Annotated in this window: 18 protein-coding genes and 7 tRNA genes; 3 read left to right on the plus strand and 22 right to left on the minus strand. The window is 43.2% G+C overall.

From position 1 onward, the window contains the following. Positions 1-6 precede the first annotated feature (6 nt). Both GPK60_RS01115 and GPK60_RS01120 read right to left on the minus strand, forming a co-directional pair. Positions 7-1149, minus strand: a complete 1143-nt coding sequence (locus GPK60_RS01115; protein WP_215658697.1) for a DHHW family protein — start codon at positions 1147-1149, stop codon at positions 7-9. Between the two features lie 104 nt (positions 1150-1253). Further along, complete coding sequence (locus GPK60_RS01120) at positions 1254-2672, minus strand: MBOAT family protein (protein ID WP_022118747.1); 1419 nt, start codon at positions 2670-2672, stop codon at positions 1254-1256. Between the two features lie 123 nt (positions 2673-2795). On the opposite strand from GPK60_RS01120, the gene GPK60_RS01125 reads away from it, so the two are divergent. Together GPK60_RS01125 and GPK60_RS01130 are read left to right on the plus strand one after the other, a co-directional pair. Next, positions 2796-3782 carry a GDSL-type esterase/lipase family protein gene (locus GPK60_RS01125; RefSeq protein WP_173865695.1) on the plus strand — a complete coding sequence of 329 codons (987 nt, stop codon included), beginning with the start codon at positions 2796-2798 and terminating at the stop codon, positions 3780-3782. A gap of 136 nt (positions 3783-3918) precedes the next feature. Beyond that, entirely contained in the window at positions 3919-4386 is a 468-nt protein-coding gene (locus GPK60_RS01130; protein WP_022118749.1) for a DUF4358 domain-containing protein, read from the plus strand. Positions 4387-4645: 259 nt separating this feature from the next. Here GPK60_RS01130 and hydF read toward each other — a convergent pair whose 3' ends face one another. Both hydF and hydG read right to left on the minus strand, forming a co-directional pair. Further along, a complete protein-coding gene (hydF, locus tag GPK60_RS01135) occupies positions 4646-5893 on the minus strand; it encodes a [FeFe] hydrogenase H-cluster maturation GTPase HydF (protein WP_215658698.1) in 1248 nt (415 codons plus the stop codon). Positions 5894-5920: 27 nt separating this feature from the next. Then, complete coding sequence (hydG, locus tag GPK60_RS01140) at positions 5921-7345, minus strand: [FeFe] hydrogenase H-cluster radical SAM maturase HydG (RefSeq protein ID WP_022118751.1); 1425 nt, start codon at positions 7343-7345, stop codon at positions 5921-5923. A gap of 403 nt (positions 7346-7748) precedes the next feature. Here hydG and GPK60_RS01145 point away from each other — a divergent pair, with 403 nt between their 5' ends. After that, positions 7749-8486: an ATP-binding protein gene (locus GPK60_RS01145; protein ID WP_147631831.1), complete on the plus strand. Its 738-nt coding sequence runs from the start codon at positions 7749-7751 to the stop codon at positions 8484-8486. On the opposite strand, the gene GPK60_RS01150 is transcribed toward GPK60_RS01145, so the two are convergent. The 18 genes from GPK60_RS01150 to GPK60_RS01235 all read right to left on the minus strand — a co-directional run bounded on the left by GPK60_RS01150 (position 8434) and on the right by GPK60_RS01235 (position 16125). Continuing rightward, on the minus strand, positions 8434-9264 hold the full coding sequence (locus tag GPK60_RS01150; protein WP_147631830.1) for a PHP domain-containing protein: 831 nt from the start codon (positions 9262-9264) through the stop codon (positions 8434-8436). The genes GPK60_RS01145 and GPK60_RS01150 overlap by 53 nt on opposite strands. A 62-nt stretch (positions 9265-9326) precedes the next feature. Then, positions 9327-9776, minus strand: a complete 450-nt coding sequence (locus tag GPK60_RS01155) for a hypothetical protein (RefSeq protein WP_215658699.1) — start codon at positions 9774-9776, stop codon at positions 9327-9329. A 297-nt stretch (positions 9777-10073) separates the two neighbouring features. Continuing rightward, positions 10074-10658 carry a 50S ribosomal protein L25 gene (locus GPK60_RS01160; RefSeq protein ID WP_022118755.1) on the minus strand — a complete coding sequence of 195 codons (585 nt, stop codon included), beginning with the start codon at positions 10656-10658 and terminating at the stop codon, positions 10074-10076. A 199-nt stretch (positions 10659-10857) separates the two neighbouring features. Then, a complete protein-coding gene (locus GPK60_RS01165; RefSeq protein WP_215658700.1) occupies positions 10858-12003 on the minus strand; it encodes a glycosyltransferase in 1146 nt (381 codons plus the stop codon). Then, positions 11978-12571 carry a glycerol-3-phosphate acyltransferase gene (locus tag GPK60_RS01170; RefSeq protein WP_215658701.1) on the minus strand — a complete coding sequence of 198 codons (594 nt, stop codon included), beginning with the start codon at positions 12569-12571 and terminating at the stop codon, positions 11978-11980. The genes GPK60_RS01165 and GPK60_RS01170 overlap by 26 nt, the downstream gene beginning before the upstream one ends. Positions 12572-12597: 26 nt before the next feature. Beyond that, positions 12598-13278, minus strand: a complete 681-nt coding sequence (locus GPK60_RS01175) for a hypothetical protein (protein ID WP_147631827.1) — start codon at positions 13276-13278, stop codon at positions 12598-12600. 221 nt (positions 13279-13499) lie between these two features. Next, on the minus strand, positions 13500-13715 hold the full coding sequence (locus GPK60_RS01180; protein WP_215658702.1) for a hypothetical protein: 216 nt from the start codon (positions 13713-13715) through the stop codon (positions 13500-13502). A gap of 77 nt (positions 13716-13792) precedes the next feature. Beyond that, entirely contained in the window at positions 13793-14107 is a 315-nt protein-coding gene (locus GPK60_RS01185; RefSeq protein WP_173896224.1) for a YjcQ family protein, read from the minus strand. 5 nt (positions 14108-14112) lie between these two features. Then, positions 14113-14424, minus strand: a complete 312-nt coding sequence (locus GPK60_RS01190; RefSeq protein ID WP_173896225.1) for a hypothetical protein — start codon at positions 14422-14424, stop codon at positions 14113-14115. A gap of 99 nt (positions 14425-14523) precedes the next feature. Continuing rightward, positions 14524-14739, minus strand: coding sequence for a hypothetical protein (locus GPK60_RS01195; RefSeq protein WP_215658703.1), 216 nt, complete (start codon positions 14737-14739; stop codon positions 14524-14526). Continuing rightward, complete coding sequence (locus GPK60_RS01200; RefSeq protein WP_215658704.1) at positions 14726-15157, minus strand: hypothetical protein; 432 nt, start codon at positions 15155-15157, stop codon at positions 14726-14728. Before GPK60_RS01200 ends, GPK60_RS01195 begins: the two co-directional genes overlap by 14 nt. A 161-nt stretch (positions 15158-15318) precedes the next feature. Continuing rightward, a tRNA-Leu gene (locus GPK60_RS01205) sits at positions 15319-15404 on the minus strand. 14 nt (positions 15405-15418) lie between these two features. Further along, positions 15419-15491 (minus strand) — tRNA-Val (locus tag GPK60_RS01210). A gap of 6 nt (positions 15492-15497) precedes the next feature. Continuing rightward, positions 15498-15571: transfer RNA gene (locus GPK60_RS01215), tRNA-Asp, on the minus strand. 63 nt (positions 15572-15634) lie between these two features. After that, a tRNA-Ile gene (locus tag GPK60_RS01220) sits at positions 15635-15708 on the minus strand. A 3-nt stretch (positions 15709-15711) separates the two neighbouring features. After that, positions 15712-15784 (minus strand) — tRNA-Thr (locus tag GPK60_RS01225). A gap of 24 nt (positions 15785-15808) precedes the next feature. Beyond that, positions 15809-15880, minus strand: a tRNA-Glu gene (locus tag GPK60_RS01230). Positions 15881-16053: 173 nt separating this feature from the next. Further along, positions 16054-16125: transfer RNA gene (locus GPK60_RS01235), tRNA-Asn, on the minus strand. Positions 16126-16214 lie beyond the last annotated feature (89 nt).

Consider the following 16214-nt stretch of genomic DNA (forward strand, 5'->3'; position numbering starts at 1 on the left):
CCGTTTTCAGTTTCCAAGTTTGATCAGACTGTTGTCCTCTGCAAATCCGGCCGCATTATACAGAAACAGAACATCCGTATAATCGCCCTTTTCCATATATTCTTTGAGACTTTCGCTGTAATAGCGAAGATCCACAAAATCGACTTCTTTAAAATCATGCAGCGTAAACGGAATAAAACAGTGTGCGTAAGAATCCTGCACGACCAGAAGCTTCCGTTTGCTCTTGCTGTCTGTCTTTACTTCCACCAGACTCTGATTTCCGCCAAAATAAACGCTGTATTTGTCTCTTATTTTCAGATAATCATACTGATAAATATCATCTGCCGTCTCGTTTTTCGCCACATAATTTACCTGATATTTTTCCTTTTTCTTCGGAATATAAACATGGATCGTATCGCTGCGGTTGCGTCCGCCGACCTTGGCATCAACCGTGCCGAAGAATCCATCTGTGAGCATCTTCTTTTTATAATCAGACAGTGCAAGCGGAGAAAGTCCCTTTTCTTCTGCCCATGCCGCATACACATAATATGCTGCTTCCGTGGTCCAGTGGTGGTCTGTGCGGTAATAAAGCTGAATATTCTTATGCTCACGCAGAACACTTCCACTGTCAAACCAGGTGCCTTCCGGCATTGCATCCGCAACTTTCTGAAGGTAGACTTCTTCATCGTACGGAGATGCATATTTCGGCAGATGATCTCTCAGAATGTCCACCGCATTCGGCACAACCATCGCTGTTGCATGGTCTTTGCCGTATGTTTCCACACACGTTTCCATGAAATTCTTCAGGTAACCGATATTGGCATTTGCACTCGGTGCCGTAAAGCTTTTGGAATGTGCCTCAATCAGATAATCATCGTCTGCAAAATATATATCCTTGCTCTCTGTTTTAAAAGTTGCCTTCTCGATCGCAGTCTTTGCACTGATCCAGCCATCCCGCATCGGGAACTGATCCGTCAGATACGTTTCAAAATCTTTTTCAAATTTTCCGGAAAAGCAGCTTTCAACCGATGCTTCCGGCATCTGTGCCAGTGCTCTGTTCTCCCTCTCCGAAAATTCTCTGGAAGGCGTGACCATCGTCCAGATTGTCATTCCGAAGACCATGCACAGAAACACAGCGATCACTGCTATATTCTGCTTTTTTGTAGTCATATATTCTCTCCATTCTGTTTCCCTGTTTAAAGATGTTATGTTAATGTACAAAGATGCCTACGAATTGTTCCGTACTTCGTACTCTCACAATTCTATAAACATCATTAAAATCTAAAATATAAAAACGGATTGTACGTTGCATCTACCAGATAAGCGACTGACACAAAGAAGATCACCGCATAAAATGCAATGTAGATCACATTTTCCGCCCAGGTCCGCTTTCTGCCGCCAAGCACAACGCCGGCTGCTTTCTTTGGCAACATCGTCGAACCGAGGATCGCCAGAACAAACAGGACGGCATAATTACCAAGCAGGTAGAGTGTCTCGTTATTCCACAGGCCCTGTCCGAATCCGCCAAACATGGCTTTCAGATACGAGATCCCATATGCCATATCTTCGCATTTGAAAATGATCCAGCCGATCACCACAAAAAACATGGTGTAAATCCGCTGAATGATTCCAGGAAGACGGTTCAGCACCTTTTTCAGCACCAGCTTTTCGATCAGCAGAAGTGCTCCGTAGTAGCAGCCCCAGAGAACATAATTCCAGTTCGCCCCGTGCCAGATTCCGGTCAGCATCCAGACAACCAGAATGTTGCGGATCTGCTTTGCGATCTTGCAGCGGTTGCCGCCAAGCGGAATGTAAACGTATTCTTTAAACCAGGAACTTAAGGAAATATGCCATCTTCTCCAGAATTCCGTGATACTCTTTGAAATATACGGATAATTGAAGTTCTCAAGGAAATGGAAACCGAACATCTTTCCAAGCCCGATCGCCATATCCGAATATCCGGAGAAATCAAAGTAGATCTGGAACGTATAAGCCAGTGCCCCAAGCCATGCCGTACCTGCTGCCAGTCCATCGACCGGAAGTACTGCAATGGCATCCCAGAGTGCACCGATGTTGTTTGCGATCAGGACTTTTTTGCCAAGTCCGATCATAAAACGATGAATACCTTCTGAAAAATCGGAAGTATTTTCCTTTCTGTGCTCCATCTGCTCTGCGATCGTCTTGTACTGCACGATCGGTCCTGCGATCAGCTGCGGAAACATGGAAACATAAGTGCCATACTTGATCCAGTTTTTCTGAACCTCCGTGCTTCCCTTGTATACATCAATCGTGTATGACATTGTCTGAAACGTAAAAAAAGAAATACCGATCGGCAGCGGTATCCCAAGCAGTGGTATTCCCGCACCGGTTAATGTATTGACCGTCCCGATGAGGAAGTCCGCATATTTAAAAAATCCAAGGATGGAAAGATCCACAAGGATTGAAGTCATAAGAAAACGCTTCGCCTTTTTCTGATTGCCTTCCTTTTTCGCTTTGTCGATCCCTTTTCCGATGAAGAAATCCATGGTGATCGTAAAAAGCATCAGAAATACATACTTCGGTTCGCCCCACGCATAAAAAAACAGGCTGAAGAGCAGCAGAATGACATTCCGAAGCTTTCGCGGTGCTATATAGTAGAGGATCAGTACTGCCGGCAGAAACCGGAACAGAAACAACAGACTGCTGAAAACCATAATTAAAAACTCCCGTCTAAAAAAACTATTTACAATTATCGGGTTTATTATATAATATAGGAGGAGAAAAGACAATATTATTATTTTACAATACTTTATACTTTAAGATTAAGAGGGGACATTATGGTACAGCAGAAAAGACGAAAGCCGCGTAAAACCGCCCGCTTTCTTAATATGCTCCTGCTTGTCTTTGCGTTTTTAGTTGTTTTTGAAGGTCGTCTGATCATCAATATCGCTTCCAAAGGCGGCATAAACAAGCAGGTAGATGAGCAACTCAACAAAATATTCTCTTCCAGTGATTTTCAGAATCAGGACGAAGCTACGGCAGAAAGTGAGACTTCATCGGAAACCGCTTCCAAATATCCTGCCAACGTCACACCATTTGTAAACGGAGCCGGATCTACCTCCACTTCTTCCGTTACTGTGGACGACAGATGCATTGTAAAAAAACAGGCAACGCCGGTGGATGATTCTTACTTTTCTGATGCTGTATTTATCGGTGATTCCAGAGTCGAGGGATTCCATATGCAGTCCGGCATTACGCAGGGAACGTTCCTGACCGGTGTCGGCATGAACTGCACGGATATTTTTGAGACACCGTACATATCTACTGCCAGTGGAAATGTAACCGTAATACAGGCACTGAAAAACAATTCTTTCAAAAAAATGTACATCATGATCGGTACCAACGACCTTGGTTATCCGGATTTTGAAGAATTCCGCAAGAATTATACAAAATGTCTTGCAGAACTCCGCAAACTGATGCCGAATGCCATTTTTTATGTCAGTGCCGTGCCATACGTGGAGGAAGCCAAAGTTCAGACCGGCGACTATGTAAACAACACTAACATTGACACGGTCAACCAGATTATCCTTGAAATCTGCAGTGCCAATGGTTATTATTATCTGAATCCAAACGAAGTGTTATCCAACGGAAACGGTGCACTTGCCGCCGATGCTACCAGCGACGGTATCCATATGTATCCGGAATACTGTGCAAAATGGCTGGATTATCTGCACACGCATTATGTGACAGCTGACAGCAGTTCCAGTGATTCTGAAAGCGAAACTGCATCTGAGAGTGAAACTGCTTCCGGTGCTTCTTTGTAACCTGGCAGAGCATACAGAAATCATGTTTCCGAAACGGTATGATTTTTTCAGCTTGTCCGTTTTCGGAACATTATTTGAGGCAGATGAAAGTCTGTTCTCACATTAATAAAACATAAAGCAAAGGAGATTAGAAACCATGAAAAAACTCATCACACTTCTTGTGACCATCGCTATGATCGGTGTCATGCTGACCGGATGCGGCGGTTCCGGCAAAGAAGTCACAGCAGACCCTGCAAAACTTGCAGAAGATCTTTCCAAAACAGCAAGCGGAGACACCCTTTCTTCTATTTCCGAAGATATCCTAGCTTCCACTTACCTGGTAGACACTTCCAAAATTGATTCCTGTGCTGCTTACGTCGGTACCGGTGCTACTGCATGCGAAGCTGTTGTCATCAAATGCAGCGACAGCTCTTATGTTTCAGAAGTAAAAGGACTTTTTGAAACACGTGTAAAAAATCAGTCCGATCTTTACTCTTCCTACAACGCAGATGAAGTAAAGAACCTGGACAATGCGATCATCAAGACTTCCGGAAACTACGCTGTTCTGTGTGTTACCAACGACACCGCAGCAGCTGAAAAAGTGCTCAAAGAAGCAGGTTTCTAAATCATACCTCAATGTGCACAGAAAAATATATCATGTGATGTATAGACGTGCACCTCACAGTAAGTATGCCAGATACATTCTTAAACAGGTATACGGTATTTACAGGTAAAAAACAACAAGAAGCAGGGATCTCAGATCGAGAAACCTGCTTCTTGTGTAGAATGTGCAGTGATTCTAAGAAGAATATGTCAGCTTTCGCTGACCAGAATCACGCACCAAGTCTCACGTGCGTTCGACTTGAAAATACTTATCTCTATTACTATAGTGTTTTCCATATTTCCGGAAAAACTTCCACACTTCTTTTCAAAATCCCATTCATATAAGCGATCGCCACGCCATAATTGGTGATTGGAATACCAGCATCCTGTGCACAGGCGATCCGGTATTTCATTTCCCGCTCGTTGAGCATGCAGCCGCCGCAGTGAATGATCATTCTGTATTCTGACAGATCCATCGGAAACTCCGTGCCGCTTGTAAAATGAAACTCTATCTCCTGCCCGGTGTGTTTGCGAATCCAGTTCGGAAGCTTCTCTGTCCCGATATCACCACACTGGCGATGATGCGTACATCCCTCACAGATCAGCACTTTATCACCATTTTTCAGATGATCCAGAGCTTTTGCTCCACGTACCTGTACTTCCAGCTCGCCTTTGTAGCGTGCAAAAAGAATGGAAAATGAAGTCAACATTACATCTGACGGTATTTCTTTTGCCACTTTGCCAAACACCTGACTGTCCGTGATTACAAGCTTTGGCTTTTTTCCAAGATTCTGGAGCGTATCACAAAGCTCATCGTCTCTTACCACAACCGCTGTTGCACCTGCTTCCAGCACGCCGCGAATTGTCTGCTGTTGCGGCAGGATCAGCCTGCCTTTCGGAGCCGCCTTATCAATCGGCACAACTAGGACTGCAAAATCTCCCATCTCAAGTAGATCCTCTACCAAAGGATATTCTGGCTTTTTCTGTTCTATTCCGGAAGCAATCTTTTCTTTCAGTTCACGGATCTGAAGATTTTTTGCAGCACTGACCCACAATACCGGAATCTTCTGTCCTCTCACAGATGCAGCATTTTCTGCTCTCTCTTTGAACTGCTGCCCTTTTTGACACTCTTCCAGCAGATCCGCCTTATTCATGACAAGGATACAGGGTATCTGCTTTTTTTCGATCTGCTTCAGTAATTTCTGCTCTTCTTCTGTAATCCCCTCAACTGCACTGCACACAAGGAGTACAATATCTGTCTTATTTAACACCTGATAACTTTTCTTTACTCGAAGCTTTCCAAGCTCACCTTCATCATCGATTCCCGGCGTGTCGATCAGTACCACCGGACCTAACGGCAGAAGCTCCATCGCTTTATAAACCGGATCTGTCGTTGTCCCGGAAACATCGGATACGATTGCCAGATTCTGTCCGGTCAGTGCATTGATCAGGCTTGATTTTCCGGCATTTCGTTTGCCGAAAATCCCGATATGGATACGTTCTGACGCCGGCGTTGCATTCAGACTCATAGGCTTCTTCCTCCCGACACTCTTGCATTAAAAACGAAAATCTCTCTGACCGTCTTCAATCTCTTTTAAGTGGTACTCCAGTATCTCTCTTGTCTTTTCTCTTGGTACATTCGGAATCTCTTTCTCGATCAGTTTCAGACCGATTTTTCTGGTATCTTCTGATGCATAATCCATCAGATATTCTTTTAATGTCATCAATGCATTCGGATGACAGCAGTTCTGGATCTGACCGCTCTTGCACAGGCTCATAAAACGGTCTCCCGTTCTTCCTTCGCGATAACATGCGGTACAGAAACTCGGAATATAACCAAGGTGCATCAGCCAGTTTACAACCTCATCCAGGGATCGATTATCACTGACATCAAACTGTGCAGAATTATCATCTTCCGCTTCCGGTTCTACATAACCGCCAACGCTCGTTCTGGAACCTCCGCTGATCTGTGATACACCAAGATGCAGCACCCGTTCACGACAGGCCTGACTTTCTCTCGTAGAGACGATCATGCCGGTGTACGGAACAGAAATACGGATACATGCCACAATCTTTGCAAACGTATCATCGTCAATGCCATTATCAAAGGTCTCCGGATCAATGTCATCGGCTCTGCGGATACGCGGCACGCTGATCGTATGCGGTCCCACACCATGTACCGCCTCAAGGTGTTCTGCGTGCATCAGAAGTCCTGCAAATTCATAACGGTACAATTCCAGCCCAAACAGTACACCGATGCCTACATCGTCAATCCCCCCCTCCATGGCACGGTCCATCGCCTCAGTATGGTAAGCGTAATTGTGCTTCGGTCCGGTCGGATGCAGTTTTTCATAACTTTCTTTATGATAGGTCTCCTGAAAAAGAATATAAGTTCCGATTCCTGCCTCTTTCAGTTTCCGGTAATTTTCCACCGTTGTCGCAGCAATGTTTACATTCACTCGGCGGATCGCTCCGTTTTTATGTTTGATGCTGTAAATCGTCTTGATACTTTCCAGCACATATTCGATCGGATTGTTGACCGGATCCTCCCCTGTCTCCAGTGCCAGACGCTTATGCCCCATATCCTGGAGTGCGATCACTTCTTTTCGGATCTCTTCCTGTGTCAGCTTTTTGCGGCTGATATGCTTATTCTTTGCATGATATGGACAGTATACGCATCCATTCACACAATAATTTGATAAATACAGCGGTGCGAACATAACAATTCGATTGCCGTAAAAATCCTTCTTGATCTGCTCTGCAAGAGCGTAGATCTCCTGATTTTTCTCCTCGATATCACAGTCCAGAAGCACCATCGCCTCCCTGTGTTCCAGTCCCTTTCTCTTTTTTGCTTTCTCAAGGATCTGAGCAATCAGAGCTTCATTATGCTTATTTTCTTCCGCATAGCGAAGCGTCTCAAGAATCTCCTCGTGATTGATAAATTCTTCCGCTTTTTTTGATTCTCTGTCATACTGACACATTTTCATCTCCTGCCTTTCTTCTCCATAGTCTGACACATTCCCCAGGCTTTTTATCATTTAGCAGAACCTGTCGATATAAAAATGGATGCATCCATTTTTTCTCCATTTGTTCCCTGATTTATTTTATTATACCGACTCTGGATATGAATTGCAATCGTTGACTTTTTCTCATTTATAAGGTATGGTTTTGTTATTCCATGATGCCAGAATTTTGAAAGTGCGAAGTACAGAACAATCCACCCCAGTATTCGCATATCGTGGGATTATCATCCCACTTTTATGCTCATATAGGGGCGGGTCCCAAGGTCTTTCATCCACCTATGAGCAAGCTCATGTGGATTTAGACCTTTTGCCCCTGGCATCATATCATATTATTTCAGTCGAATATTGAAGGAGTATAGCTATGAAATATCAGAAATTATTAAGTCTCACCCGTCAGGCAGTCGATACTTACCAGATGATCGACGAAGGCGACCACATCGCAGTCGGCATTTCCGGAGGAAAAGACAGCCTGACGCTTCTGTGTGCACTCTATGGTCTGAAACGCTTTTATCCGAAATCGTTTGATCTGACTGCCATCACCGTGAACCTTGGTTTCCAGAATCTTGATTTGGAGCCAATCAAAAGAATGTGCCGGACGCTTGAAATTCCCTATAAAATCGTGGATACACAGATTGCCCGGATCATTTTTGAAGAACGCCGTGAAAACAACCCATGTTCTTTGTGTGCTAAAATGAGAAAAGGCGCTCTCAATGCTGCCATCAAAGAACTTGGCTGCAATAAGATCGCCTACGCACATCATAAGGATGATGTGATCGAGACTATGCTTCTGTCTCTTCTTTATGAAGGACGCTTTTACTCGTTCCCACCGAAAACATATTTAGATCAGATGGATCTGACTGTGATCCGTCCGCTGTTTTTTGTCGATGAAGCGGATGTGATCGGATTCTGGCATAAATATCAGCTCCCGGTTGCCAAAAGTCCCTGTCCGGCTGACGGACATACACGCCGCGAGTACAGCAAACAGCTTCTGCGTCAGTTGAACCTGGAAAATCCTGGTGTCAAAAACCGGATGTTTACTGCCATTCTCAATGCGGAACTTTCTGACTGGCCGGATCGTATAATCCCTGACCGCCACTGATGGAAAGCGGAAGATATTTTCGCTGCTTTCTGCGTTTGTTGTATTTGGCAAAACCGGCCACTTTGTTGTAGACCCAGAAAGAATACAACAGCAGATCGTTCGCCTTGCCGATTTTTTCTTTGGTCGTACCATGATAATACGTGCCGCCTGCCTTGATCGGTGCTCTGCGTTTCACTTGCTCGATCAGATCGGATTCTGTATGGATCGGTTCACGAAATTCTGTATATGCCGTTCCAATGCAGTCCGCTTTGTGAGAATCACTTCCTCCAAACTCTGCCAGAAAATACTTTCTGGCCGCCTTCTTTGCTTCCTGATTCCGTTCTTCCACTTCACAGGAATTGTATGCCTCAAGGAAATCAAACTCCTGCATGATCTTCGGATTCCGCTGATATTTCTTAGAACTTCCAAAACTTAAATATTTCTCTCCAAACGGATGTGCCGGTCCGAGAATTCCTCCGTAAGCATGTACGACCCTGGTCAGCAATTCTACCGGCATCCCTCGCATTTCCAAAATACGCGGCTTTACACCTTCCGGCAGAATTACCAGAAAATGTCCTGCATTGTTTGTATCATACTCAATTCCCTTCAGCACTACGAAGTCCGTATACTTTTTTCCTTTGATGTGATCTCTCCAGTATCTGTAACCATTATAAGAATTATGGTCAGATACCAACATTCCCTGATAACCTTTTTCCTTCAAAATGCGAATATATTCTTCAATTTCGACTTTTCCATCCAAAGATCCCTCTTTTGTATGGCAATGCATATCAAATTTCACAAGAAACTCCTTCCTGAAACGCTCTTTGTACTGAAAAACCATATTCACAGAACGCTGGTTTTTCAGCTTCTTGCCTGTCTGCGACGTGCATGACGTTCCTTCTGTTCATCTGCTTCTCTTTTTCTGTGACTTTTTTTCTCTCTCTTATCTTTTCCCTTTTCTTCTGTGACATCCGATGTCTCTGAAATATTTTCTGCCGGTTTTTCAAGCAGAAAAACACTGTAGCCTGCTGCCAGTGCCGCAAGTGATGAAACCGGATATACCCACCAGTCTTCCCGGTGCAGCAGCGTCTTTATAACAAAAAACATCAGTACTGCACAGACCAGAAACAGCCCCGCCCGGTAAAACCGAAAAGCCAGTATACCAAGGATCACCGCACAGACTGCACCGATTCCGAGACACAGTCTCACATTTGCGAACAGTACACGGCTCAGCTGATATCCGACAACCATTCCCGTACATGCTGCTATTACACAGAACAGCAGCTTTCGAAATCCCTGAAATATGTTCATTGTATGTTTTATTCCTCCGTTCTTCTGACACTTCCCTTTTCTCTTGATTGAATAAGCTTCCCATTTCTATATCACAGCAGAAAATCCATCCAAGCGAAATTTTTGTTTTCTACTATTCTTCTCCTGCTAAGAGTATAGCACAGCTGCCTGCTTTTTGCTACCTCAATCCCTCAAAAAGCATCTGGACTCTTTTCCCTTCTTTTTCAAGCAAAAAAAACATCCGTTCTTTCTTCAGATTTTCTCTGATTCTTAAGAACGGATGCCTTTCGCTTTTTATTTCTTATACCACTTTTTATTTTATTCTTCTGCTGTCTCTTCTGTCTCTGTTTCCGGTACAACATTATGTACGGCTGTTACCGTTGCCACAACTGCTTCCGGATCGGTTGACAGATCAATCTCTTTATCTTTTGCAATCTCCAGATCCTTTACACGGATCGTATCGCCGACTTTCATATTTCCAACATCTACTTTTACTTTATCAACCAGTGCTGCCGGCAATGCTTTGTATGCGATCTCACTTAAACCTTCCTGTACAACACCGCTTGCAACTTTCTCTGCATTTACCAGAATGACTTCTGCAACGGAATGAACTTTTTCATTGCTTACCAGAGCCTGGAAATCAATCTCATCCACTCTTCTTGCCATTGCATTGTACTGAATGTCTTTGATCAGGGCATCATACTGTTTGCCGTCTACTTCCAGCATAACCTGACTACCTTTGTTATCTACTTTGAGCAACTGCTCTACATCTTTCTTACTCAGCTTCAGCATGATAGAATTTTCTATCTCTCTGCCAAATAAGTTACCAGTAACAAATCCTTCTCTTCTTAGTTTCTTTGCTTTTTCATCTGTGCTTCTTTTTTCAGCTTTTAAAGTATTCATTTATCTTTTCCTCCAAAAATCTGATTTCTTAGCAGCCTTCAACAAAGAGGTTTTGTTAAGTTCTTTCTTGTTACGCCTATATTATAATCGTTATATAACAAAACGATTAACCAAAAATCAAATTCTTTTCGGCTCTTATTTGTGCATTTTTTTCGTATTTTCTGTAAAGCGGACATTCACAATCCGCTTCGCTACTTGCTCACCGCTTAGTGCTCTGCACACTTGAAGCGGGGGAATGGTTCTCTGCGTTCAAAAAATAGTACAATTCTTCGGAAGCATCCGGATTTATTTCTCTTTTTTGAGCCTCCAGCATCCGTTTTACCTTTTTTTTATCGTGGATCAGACGCACACCGCTTACCACCTGACCAATCGCTGTCTTTCCGGAAACGCTCATTCCAAGCATCCGGAAAAATCTCCTGTTTTCCGTCTCACATCCCGGAATCGGCCGGATATGCACGATTGGGATACCACTGACTGCCGCTTCGGTAGAAGTCAGTCCTCCCGGTTTCGTAAAGATCACATCACAGGCTTTCAGATAAAGAGGCATCTTTTTTGTGTAACCGACAAGCGTTACCTCTTTTCTGTTTTTATATTTCTGCTGAAGCTTTTTCTTTAACTTCTGGTTGCTTCCACAGATGACCACAAGATTTTCCTTTTTGCTTCGCATTGCCAGCAAAAGTTCCAGGATATGCACGATTGCTTTTGTTCCCATACTTCCTGCCGCCAGCAGAAAATATTTCTTTTCCTGCTCCAGTCCAAGCATATCGCGTGCCTGTTCTCTGGAAATATCCTCCCGGCACTGCCTAGATACCGGAATACCAAACGCTTTCAGTTTATATGCCGGAATTCCTCTTTTTATGATCTCCGGATGCAGTTTTTTATGCGGTGTAATATAATAGTCACAGTCGGTTTCTTCCCAGAACGGGATACAGGTGTAGTCTGTCATCACGGCCACCGTAAGCGGCAAAGCAAACCCATTTCTTCGCATATAAGTAATCGTTTCTGCCGGATAAAGATGTGGCATAACGATCGCATCCACCGGATTTTCCTGAAGATATTCTTCCAGATAGCGTGCCATTCTGGCATTTGCATAATACACCGGAGATTTTTTCATCAGTCGACTTACCACCATTCCAAGTTTATACGCCATGCCAAACATGGCCGGTGCTTTTTTAACAACCTTCACATAACCATCCCCGACCAGTTTTGATACTCCTTTTCCGGCAAGAGACAGATAATCCAGCACTTCTGCACATTCACCATGCTCACGGATTGCTTCTGCGATCGCCTGTGCCGCCGCATTATGTCCGCCGCCTGTATTACAGGATAAGATTAGCACTTTCATTTGATTTCTCCTCCATCAGATGATGCTTATAGATCACAATACACGAAATCAGGACACATCCTAAAAGAATCGCAGGTATGGGAACCAGAGACAGGCAGCCGACACAAAAACAGCCAAAAGTCACAATTGAACGTCTGCGATGTGAACGGATCTTAAAAACCACCGAAAATAAGATATAAAAAAACGCCAGCAAAAGCACCGGTTTCCAGATTGGAAACAACGCCAGCAGTACCCCAAAAGAAACTGCAATTCCCTTTCCACCTTTTCTTCCGTGAAAAATTGAGAAGGCATGTCCAAACACCGGTGACGCCATCACAAGAGCAAAGATCAGCTCCTCTGTACTATAATTCTGACGATACAGTATCACCGGCAAATATCCCTTGCCCATATCCGCCAGCAATGTCAGAATCCCGCACCAGAATCCGCCAAACACAAATGCATTATACGTTCCCGGATTTTCATCCTCTGCAAGTTTTCTGATATCAACGCCCTTCAACAGCCATGTGATGCGATATCCAAACAACATGCTCCCCAAAAAATATCCAAGAAAAACATATGCCAGTTGCATCCTTCTTTTCCTCCAGCCTCTTTTTCTTATTCGAAAGGCAGTTCAAAAGAAATATCGCTTTCCATATCTTCCGAATATCCCTCTAACTCCTGTTCGTATTTCTGCAGAGCTTCCGTAACTGCCATCCGCTCCTTTTCCTTTCCGTTTACAAGATACAGATCAGCCGCCGCCATAAACAGAATATCATTCTCATCTGTACAAGGCGTATCTTCTGAAATATATTTTCTTACAACGTCCTCCGCCCCTTCCAGATCTTTCAGGGTCATTTTTGCGTACACAAGAGCTGTTGCAGCCATCTCATGCTGATCTTCTGCATACCATTTCTCACAGAATTTCAGTGCTTCTTCCTTTTTATCTTCCGCAGCCAGAGCTGAAGCGATCCGAAACTTCAAATCCCCCGGATATACTTCCTGCCACTGGAACAGATTCAACAGTTCCTCACATCTTTCCATTAATTTTTCATGTTCTTCCCTTGCATCCAGCTCGTCCAGATAATCCTCGATCCAGTCTGCCACACCATACGCAAAATCCGTAGCATCATCCATTTTCAGGATCTCAGCTGCATACTGCGGATCTTTTTCTCTTCCCTGTGCAACAAGTTGTTTGAAGACTTCATAAGCCTCATCCCACTGAGGACAGTTATCCTCCAGCTCACTCATATAACAAATTTCCGTCAATTTATCAAATTTTTTCCATAATTGCTTCATTTTCTTCTCCTGTTCTTTTTCATAGTTTGTTTTTATGTTTTATTCACGTTTCCATTTTCTTCATTTTACACATACAGTATTTTTACGTCAAGAATATTCGCCGTATATTTCTTAACAAATCTATCTCTCATTTTACTTTTATCTCTCATCTTCCTGCAAGGCGATTTTTATCAGCATAAGTATAAAAATAGCACGCATCTCTGCGTACTATACTCCTTTAATCAAATACAGTTATTTTCATAAATTCTATCATATACTTTCTGAGCTTCTCGTCCAAACTCATTGTAATCATAATAATCTGGTGGTGCAAATCCTTTTCTATCAATACAATCCCCAATAGCATCCAATATTTGTCTGACCTTCCCCTGAAGAATCCATCGGTGTATAGCAGTCGTCTGTCGTTTTCTTCGGTTTGAATTTTTCAACAAATTCTTCATAAGTTTTGCTTTTTATGTTTCTCACCTCCTTAAAAAAGGGTACAAAAATACCACCAGTCGAAAGACCAGTGGTAAAACTACGGAACTAATTCCGTTATTCCCTTTGCTGCTTTATATAACCTTTGCATAATGCTGTTTTCGCTCAGATATTCAAGACCTTTTAAAGTGATACGGATATCATCGATATCCACACTGGTTCCACCTGCTACATATTTCTGTATCTTTACCCCTTTTATATATCCTGCATCCAACAACATTTCCATGTATTTATTCCAACGTTCATCAGAAATCTTCAATGCTTCCGGGCTGATGCTGTCCGGATTAAACTTCTCCAGATCCATGGACCTTTCCAGTGTAAAAAGTATTTTGTAAATGATTTTGAAATTGTCCATAAGCATCACCCATCATAGCTTTTCAGCTTCCACAATTCGACTTTCGAGCGGATAAATGCAATATCCTTCTCCAGAAGCTCTCTTTCTTCCGGCGTGATGTCGTTGTATTTTCCCATCTCATAGCGTGGGATATGATACGACAACTGCTCCAGTACTCTCTCCTCCAGAATGTCATGCTCCACTTCATAAGCTCCGATAGAAATGATCCAGAGTGCTTCTGATGTGCCAATAAGCAGCTCATTATCTTCTTCTGTCATCCAGTCTGTGACCTGTCTCGGTTCCCATCCAAGCCTCTCATAATGCATCATATAATCCAAAACATTGTCCTTATATTCCTGATATGTCAGATCATCTTCTGCTCTCTTACTTCATCACCTCAAGCATCATCTAATTCGTCTGATAAAAAATGTCATCCCTTACAACATGTATGTCTTCGGAGATGCTTCATAGTTTGCGTCCATCCAATATACGGATTCGTCTTCAATATACTCCATGAAATCAATCTCTGTATCAACATCTATTTCAAAGTTGCCATTCTTCTCTGATTTTAGCACACGCTGAACAAGTTCATTATCCGGATACATTTTTTTAAGAAATTCAATTTGATCACTTTTGAGTTTAAACTTTCGCATTTTTTATTCTCCTAATATAGTCGGCGTCTGTTGGATTACATTGTAGCAGTATACCGCTGTCTGGATTTACTGTCACAGTTGCGTATTTTCCGATATACTTCTGACTTCTTCGCCCCTGCCTGTCGGTCTTCACAGTTCTGACATCTAACAGCGTTTTTAATGCTTCGGATATATCGTCCACTGTTACTCCTGATCTTAGTTTTCCTGTTTTAGGATCGCTCATGTTTCCAAATTTTTCAGGCTCATTATACTTCATCTGCCTGAAATCCGCAAGGCTTCCTGCATCTTCTTTCAGGACTTCCCTGTACCGTTCGTACTGGTTCGAATCAATCTTAGCATTTCGCATCATCTCCGGCGTATAGCGTACGTTCTGCTGGTTTCTCACCTCCTTAAAAATGGGTACAAAAATAGCACGCATTTCTGCGTGCTTAGGCTATTTCATGAATCATCTGATTTTGAAGGGGCAAAAAGGGGCAGGATTTTGCCGTTCTGTTCCGGCACAGAAAAACAAAAAACGACTGAAATCCTTGATTTTACAGGGTTTTCAGTCGTTTTCTTATATATGCATATTGCAAAAAATGCCGCAGACCGGAATCGAACCGGTACGGGTATCACTACCCACGGGATTTTAAGTCCCGGGCGTCTGCCAGTTCCGCCACTACGGCATATTCATTATAAATGGGACCTACAGGGCTCGAACCTGTGACCCTCTGCTTGTAAGGCAGATGCTCTCCCAGCTGAGCTAAGATCCCATTAAACGACCCAGATCGGACTCGAACCGACGACCTTCGCCGTGACAGGGCGACGCTCTAACCAACTGAGCCACTGGGCCATACATTGTAAAAGTATAACTTGTTGTCTTTGCATCAAATATTAAAATATTTGATAGCTTGAATGGACCTTCGGGGACTCGAACCCAGGACCGACCGGTTATGAGCCGGTTGCTCTAACCAACTGAGCTAAAGGTCCAGAAGCCGATGATCGGACTCGAACCGATAACCTGCTGATTACAAATCAGCTGCTCTGCCAATTGAGCCACATCGGCATATCCGTATATACTTTTACGAAATGACTCCTACGAGAATCGAACTCGTGTTACCGCCGTGAAAGGGCGATGTCTTAACCGCTTGACCAAGGAGCCTTATTTACTTTGCTGAATCTCTCAGCGACATTGACAATTTTAGCATAGATATTTATAAATATCAAGTACTTTTTTTAATTTCTTTCATTTTTTGTAACTTCACAGTTCCTGTTCGCATCAAGCATACATTCTATAAAAAGCAAAAAAGACCTGCAGTTTTTACTGCAGGTCAGCTCCCCGAGTTGGGCTCGAACCAACAACCCTTCGGTTAACAGCCGAATGCTCTACCATTGAGCTATCGAGGATCATAAAGGCATGTGCCTTCAAAACCGCATACAGACCATAAATCCTACATCTTTTTCTTCTATCCTGAACCTCACACTCTCGTGCTTGG

It is taken from the genome of Ruminococcus sp. MCC718, assembly GCF_018783905.1.
GTDB lineage: Bacteria > Bacillota > Clostridia > Lachnospirales > Lachnospiraceae > Hominisplanchenecus > Hominisplanchenecus faecis.

What these genes read in the sequence shown, in the direction of transcription:
- GPK60_RS01170 (WP_215658701.1), bottom strand. Translation starts at nt 12,571, where the DNA reads ATGCAACTGGCATATGTTTTTCTTGGATATTTTTTGGGGAGCATGTTG.
- GPK60_RS01160 (WP_022118755.1), bottom strand. Translation starts at nt 10,658, where the DNA reads ATGAATACTTTAAAAGCTGAAAAAAGAAGCACAGATGAAAAAGCAAAG.
- GPK60_RS01125 (WP_173865695.1), top strand. Translation starts at nt 2,796, where the DNA reads ATGGTACAGCAGAAAAGACGAAAGCCGCGTAAAACCGCCCGCTTTCTT.
- GPK60_RS01115 (WP_215658697.1), bottom strand. Translation starts at nt 1,149, where the DNA reads ATGACTACAAAAAAGCAGAATATAGCAGTGATCGCTGTGTTTCTGTGC.
- hydF (WP_215658698.1), bottom strand. Translation starts at nt 5,893, where the DNA reads ATGAGTCTGAATGCAACGCCGGCGTCAGAACGTATCCATATCGGGATT.
- GPK60_RS01175 (WP_147631827.1), bottom strand. Translation starts at nt 13,278, where the DNA reads ATGAAGCAATTATGGAAAAAATTTGATAAATTGACGGAAATTTGTTAT.
- hydG (WP_022118751.1), bottom strand. Translation starts at nt 7,345, where the DNA reads ATGTGTCAGTATGACAGAGAATCAAAAAAAGCGGAAGAATTTATCAAT.
- GPK60_RS01200 (WP_215658704.1), bottom strand. Translation starts at nt 15,157, where the DNA reads ATGCGTGCTATTTTTGTACCCATTTTTAAGGAGGTGAGAAACCAGCAG.
- GPK60_RS01180 (WP_215658702.1), bottom strand. Translation starts at nt 13,715, where the DNA reads ATGAAGAATTTGTTGAAAAATTCAAACCGAAGAAAACGACAGACGACT.
- GPK60_RS01130 (WP_022118749.1), top strand. Translation starts at nt 3,919, where the DNA reads ATGAAAAAACTCATCACACTTCTTGTGACCATCGCTATGATCGGTGTC.
- GPK60_RS01120 (WP_022118747.1), bottom strand. Translation starts at nt 2,672, where the DNA reads ATGGTTTTCAGCAGTCTGTTGTTTCTGTTCCGGTTTCTGCCGGCAGTA.
- GPK60_RS01165 (WP_215658700.1), bottom strand. Translation starts at nt 12,003, where the DNA reads ATGAAAGTGCTAATCTTATCCTGTAATACAGGCGGCGGACATAATGCG.
- GPK60_RS01145 (WP_147631831.1), top strand. Translation starts at nt 7,749, where the DNA reads ATGAAATATCAGAAATTATTAAGTCTCACCCGTCAGGCAGTCGATACT.
- GPK60_RS01195 (WP_215658703.1), bottom strand. Translation starts at nt 14,739, where the DNA reads ATGCGAAAGTTTAAACTCAAAAGTGATCAAATTGAATTTCTTAAAAAA.
- GPK60_RS01185 (WP_173896224.1), bottom strand. Translation starts at nt 14,107, where the DNA reads ATGGACAATTTCAAAATCATTTACAAAATACTTTTTACACTGGAAAGG.
- GPK60_RS01155 (WP_215658699.1), bottom strand. Translation starts at nt 9,776, where the DNA reads ATGAACATATTTCAGGGATTTCGAAAGCTGCTGTTCTGTGTAATAGCA.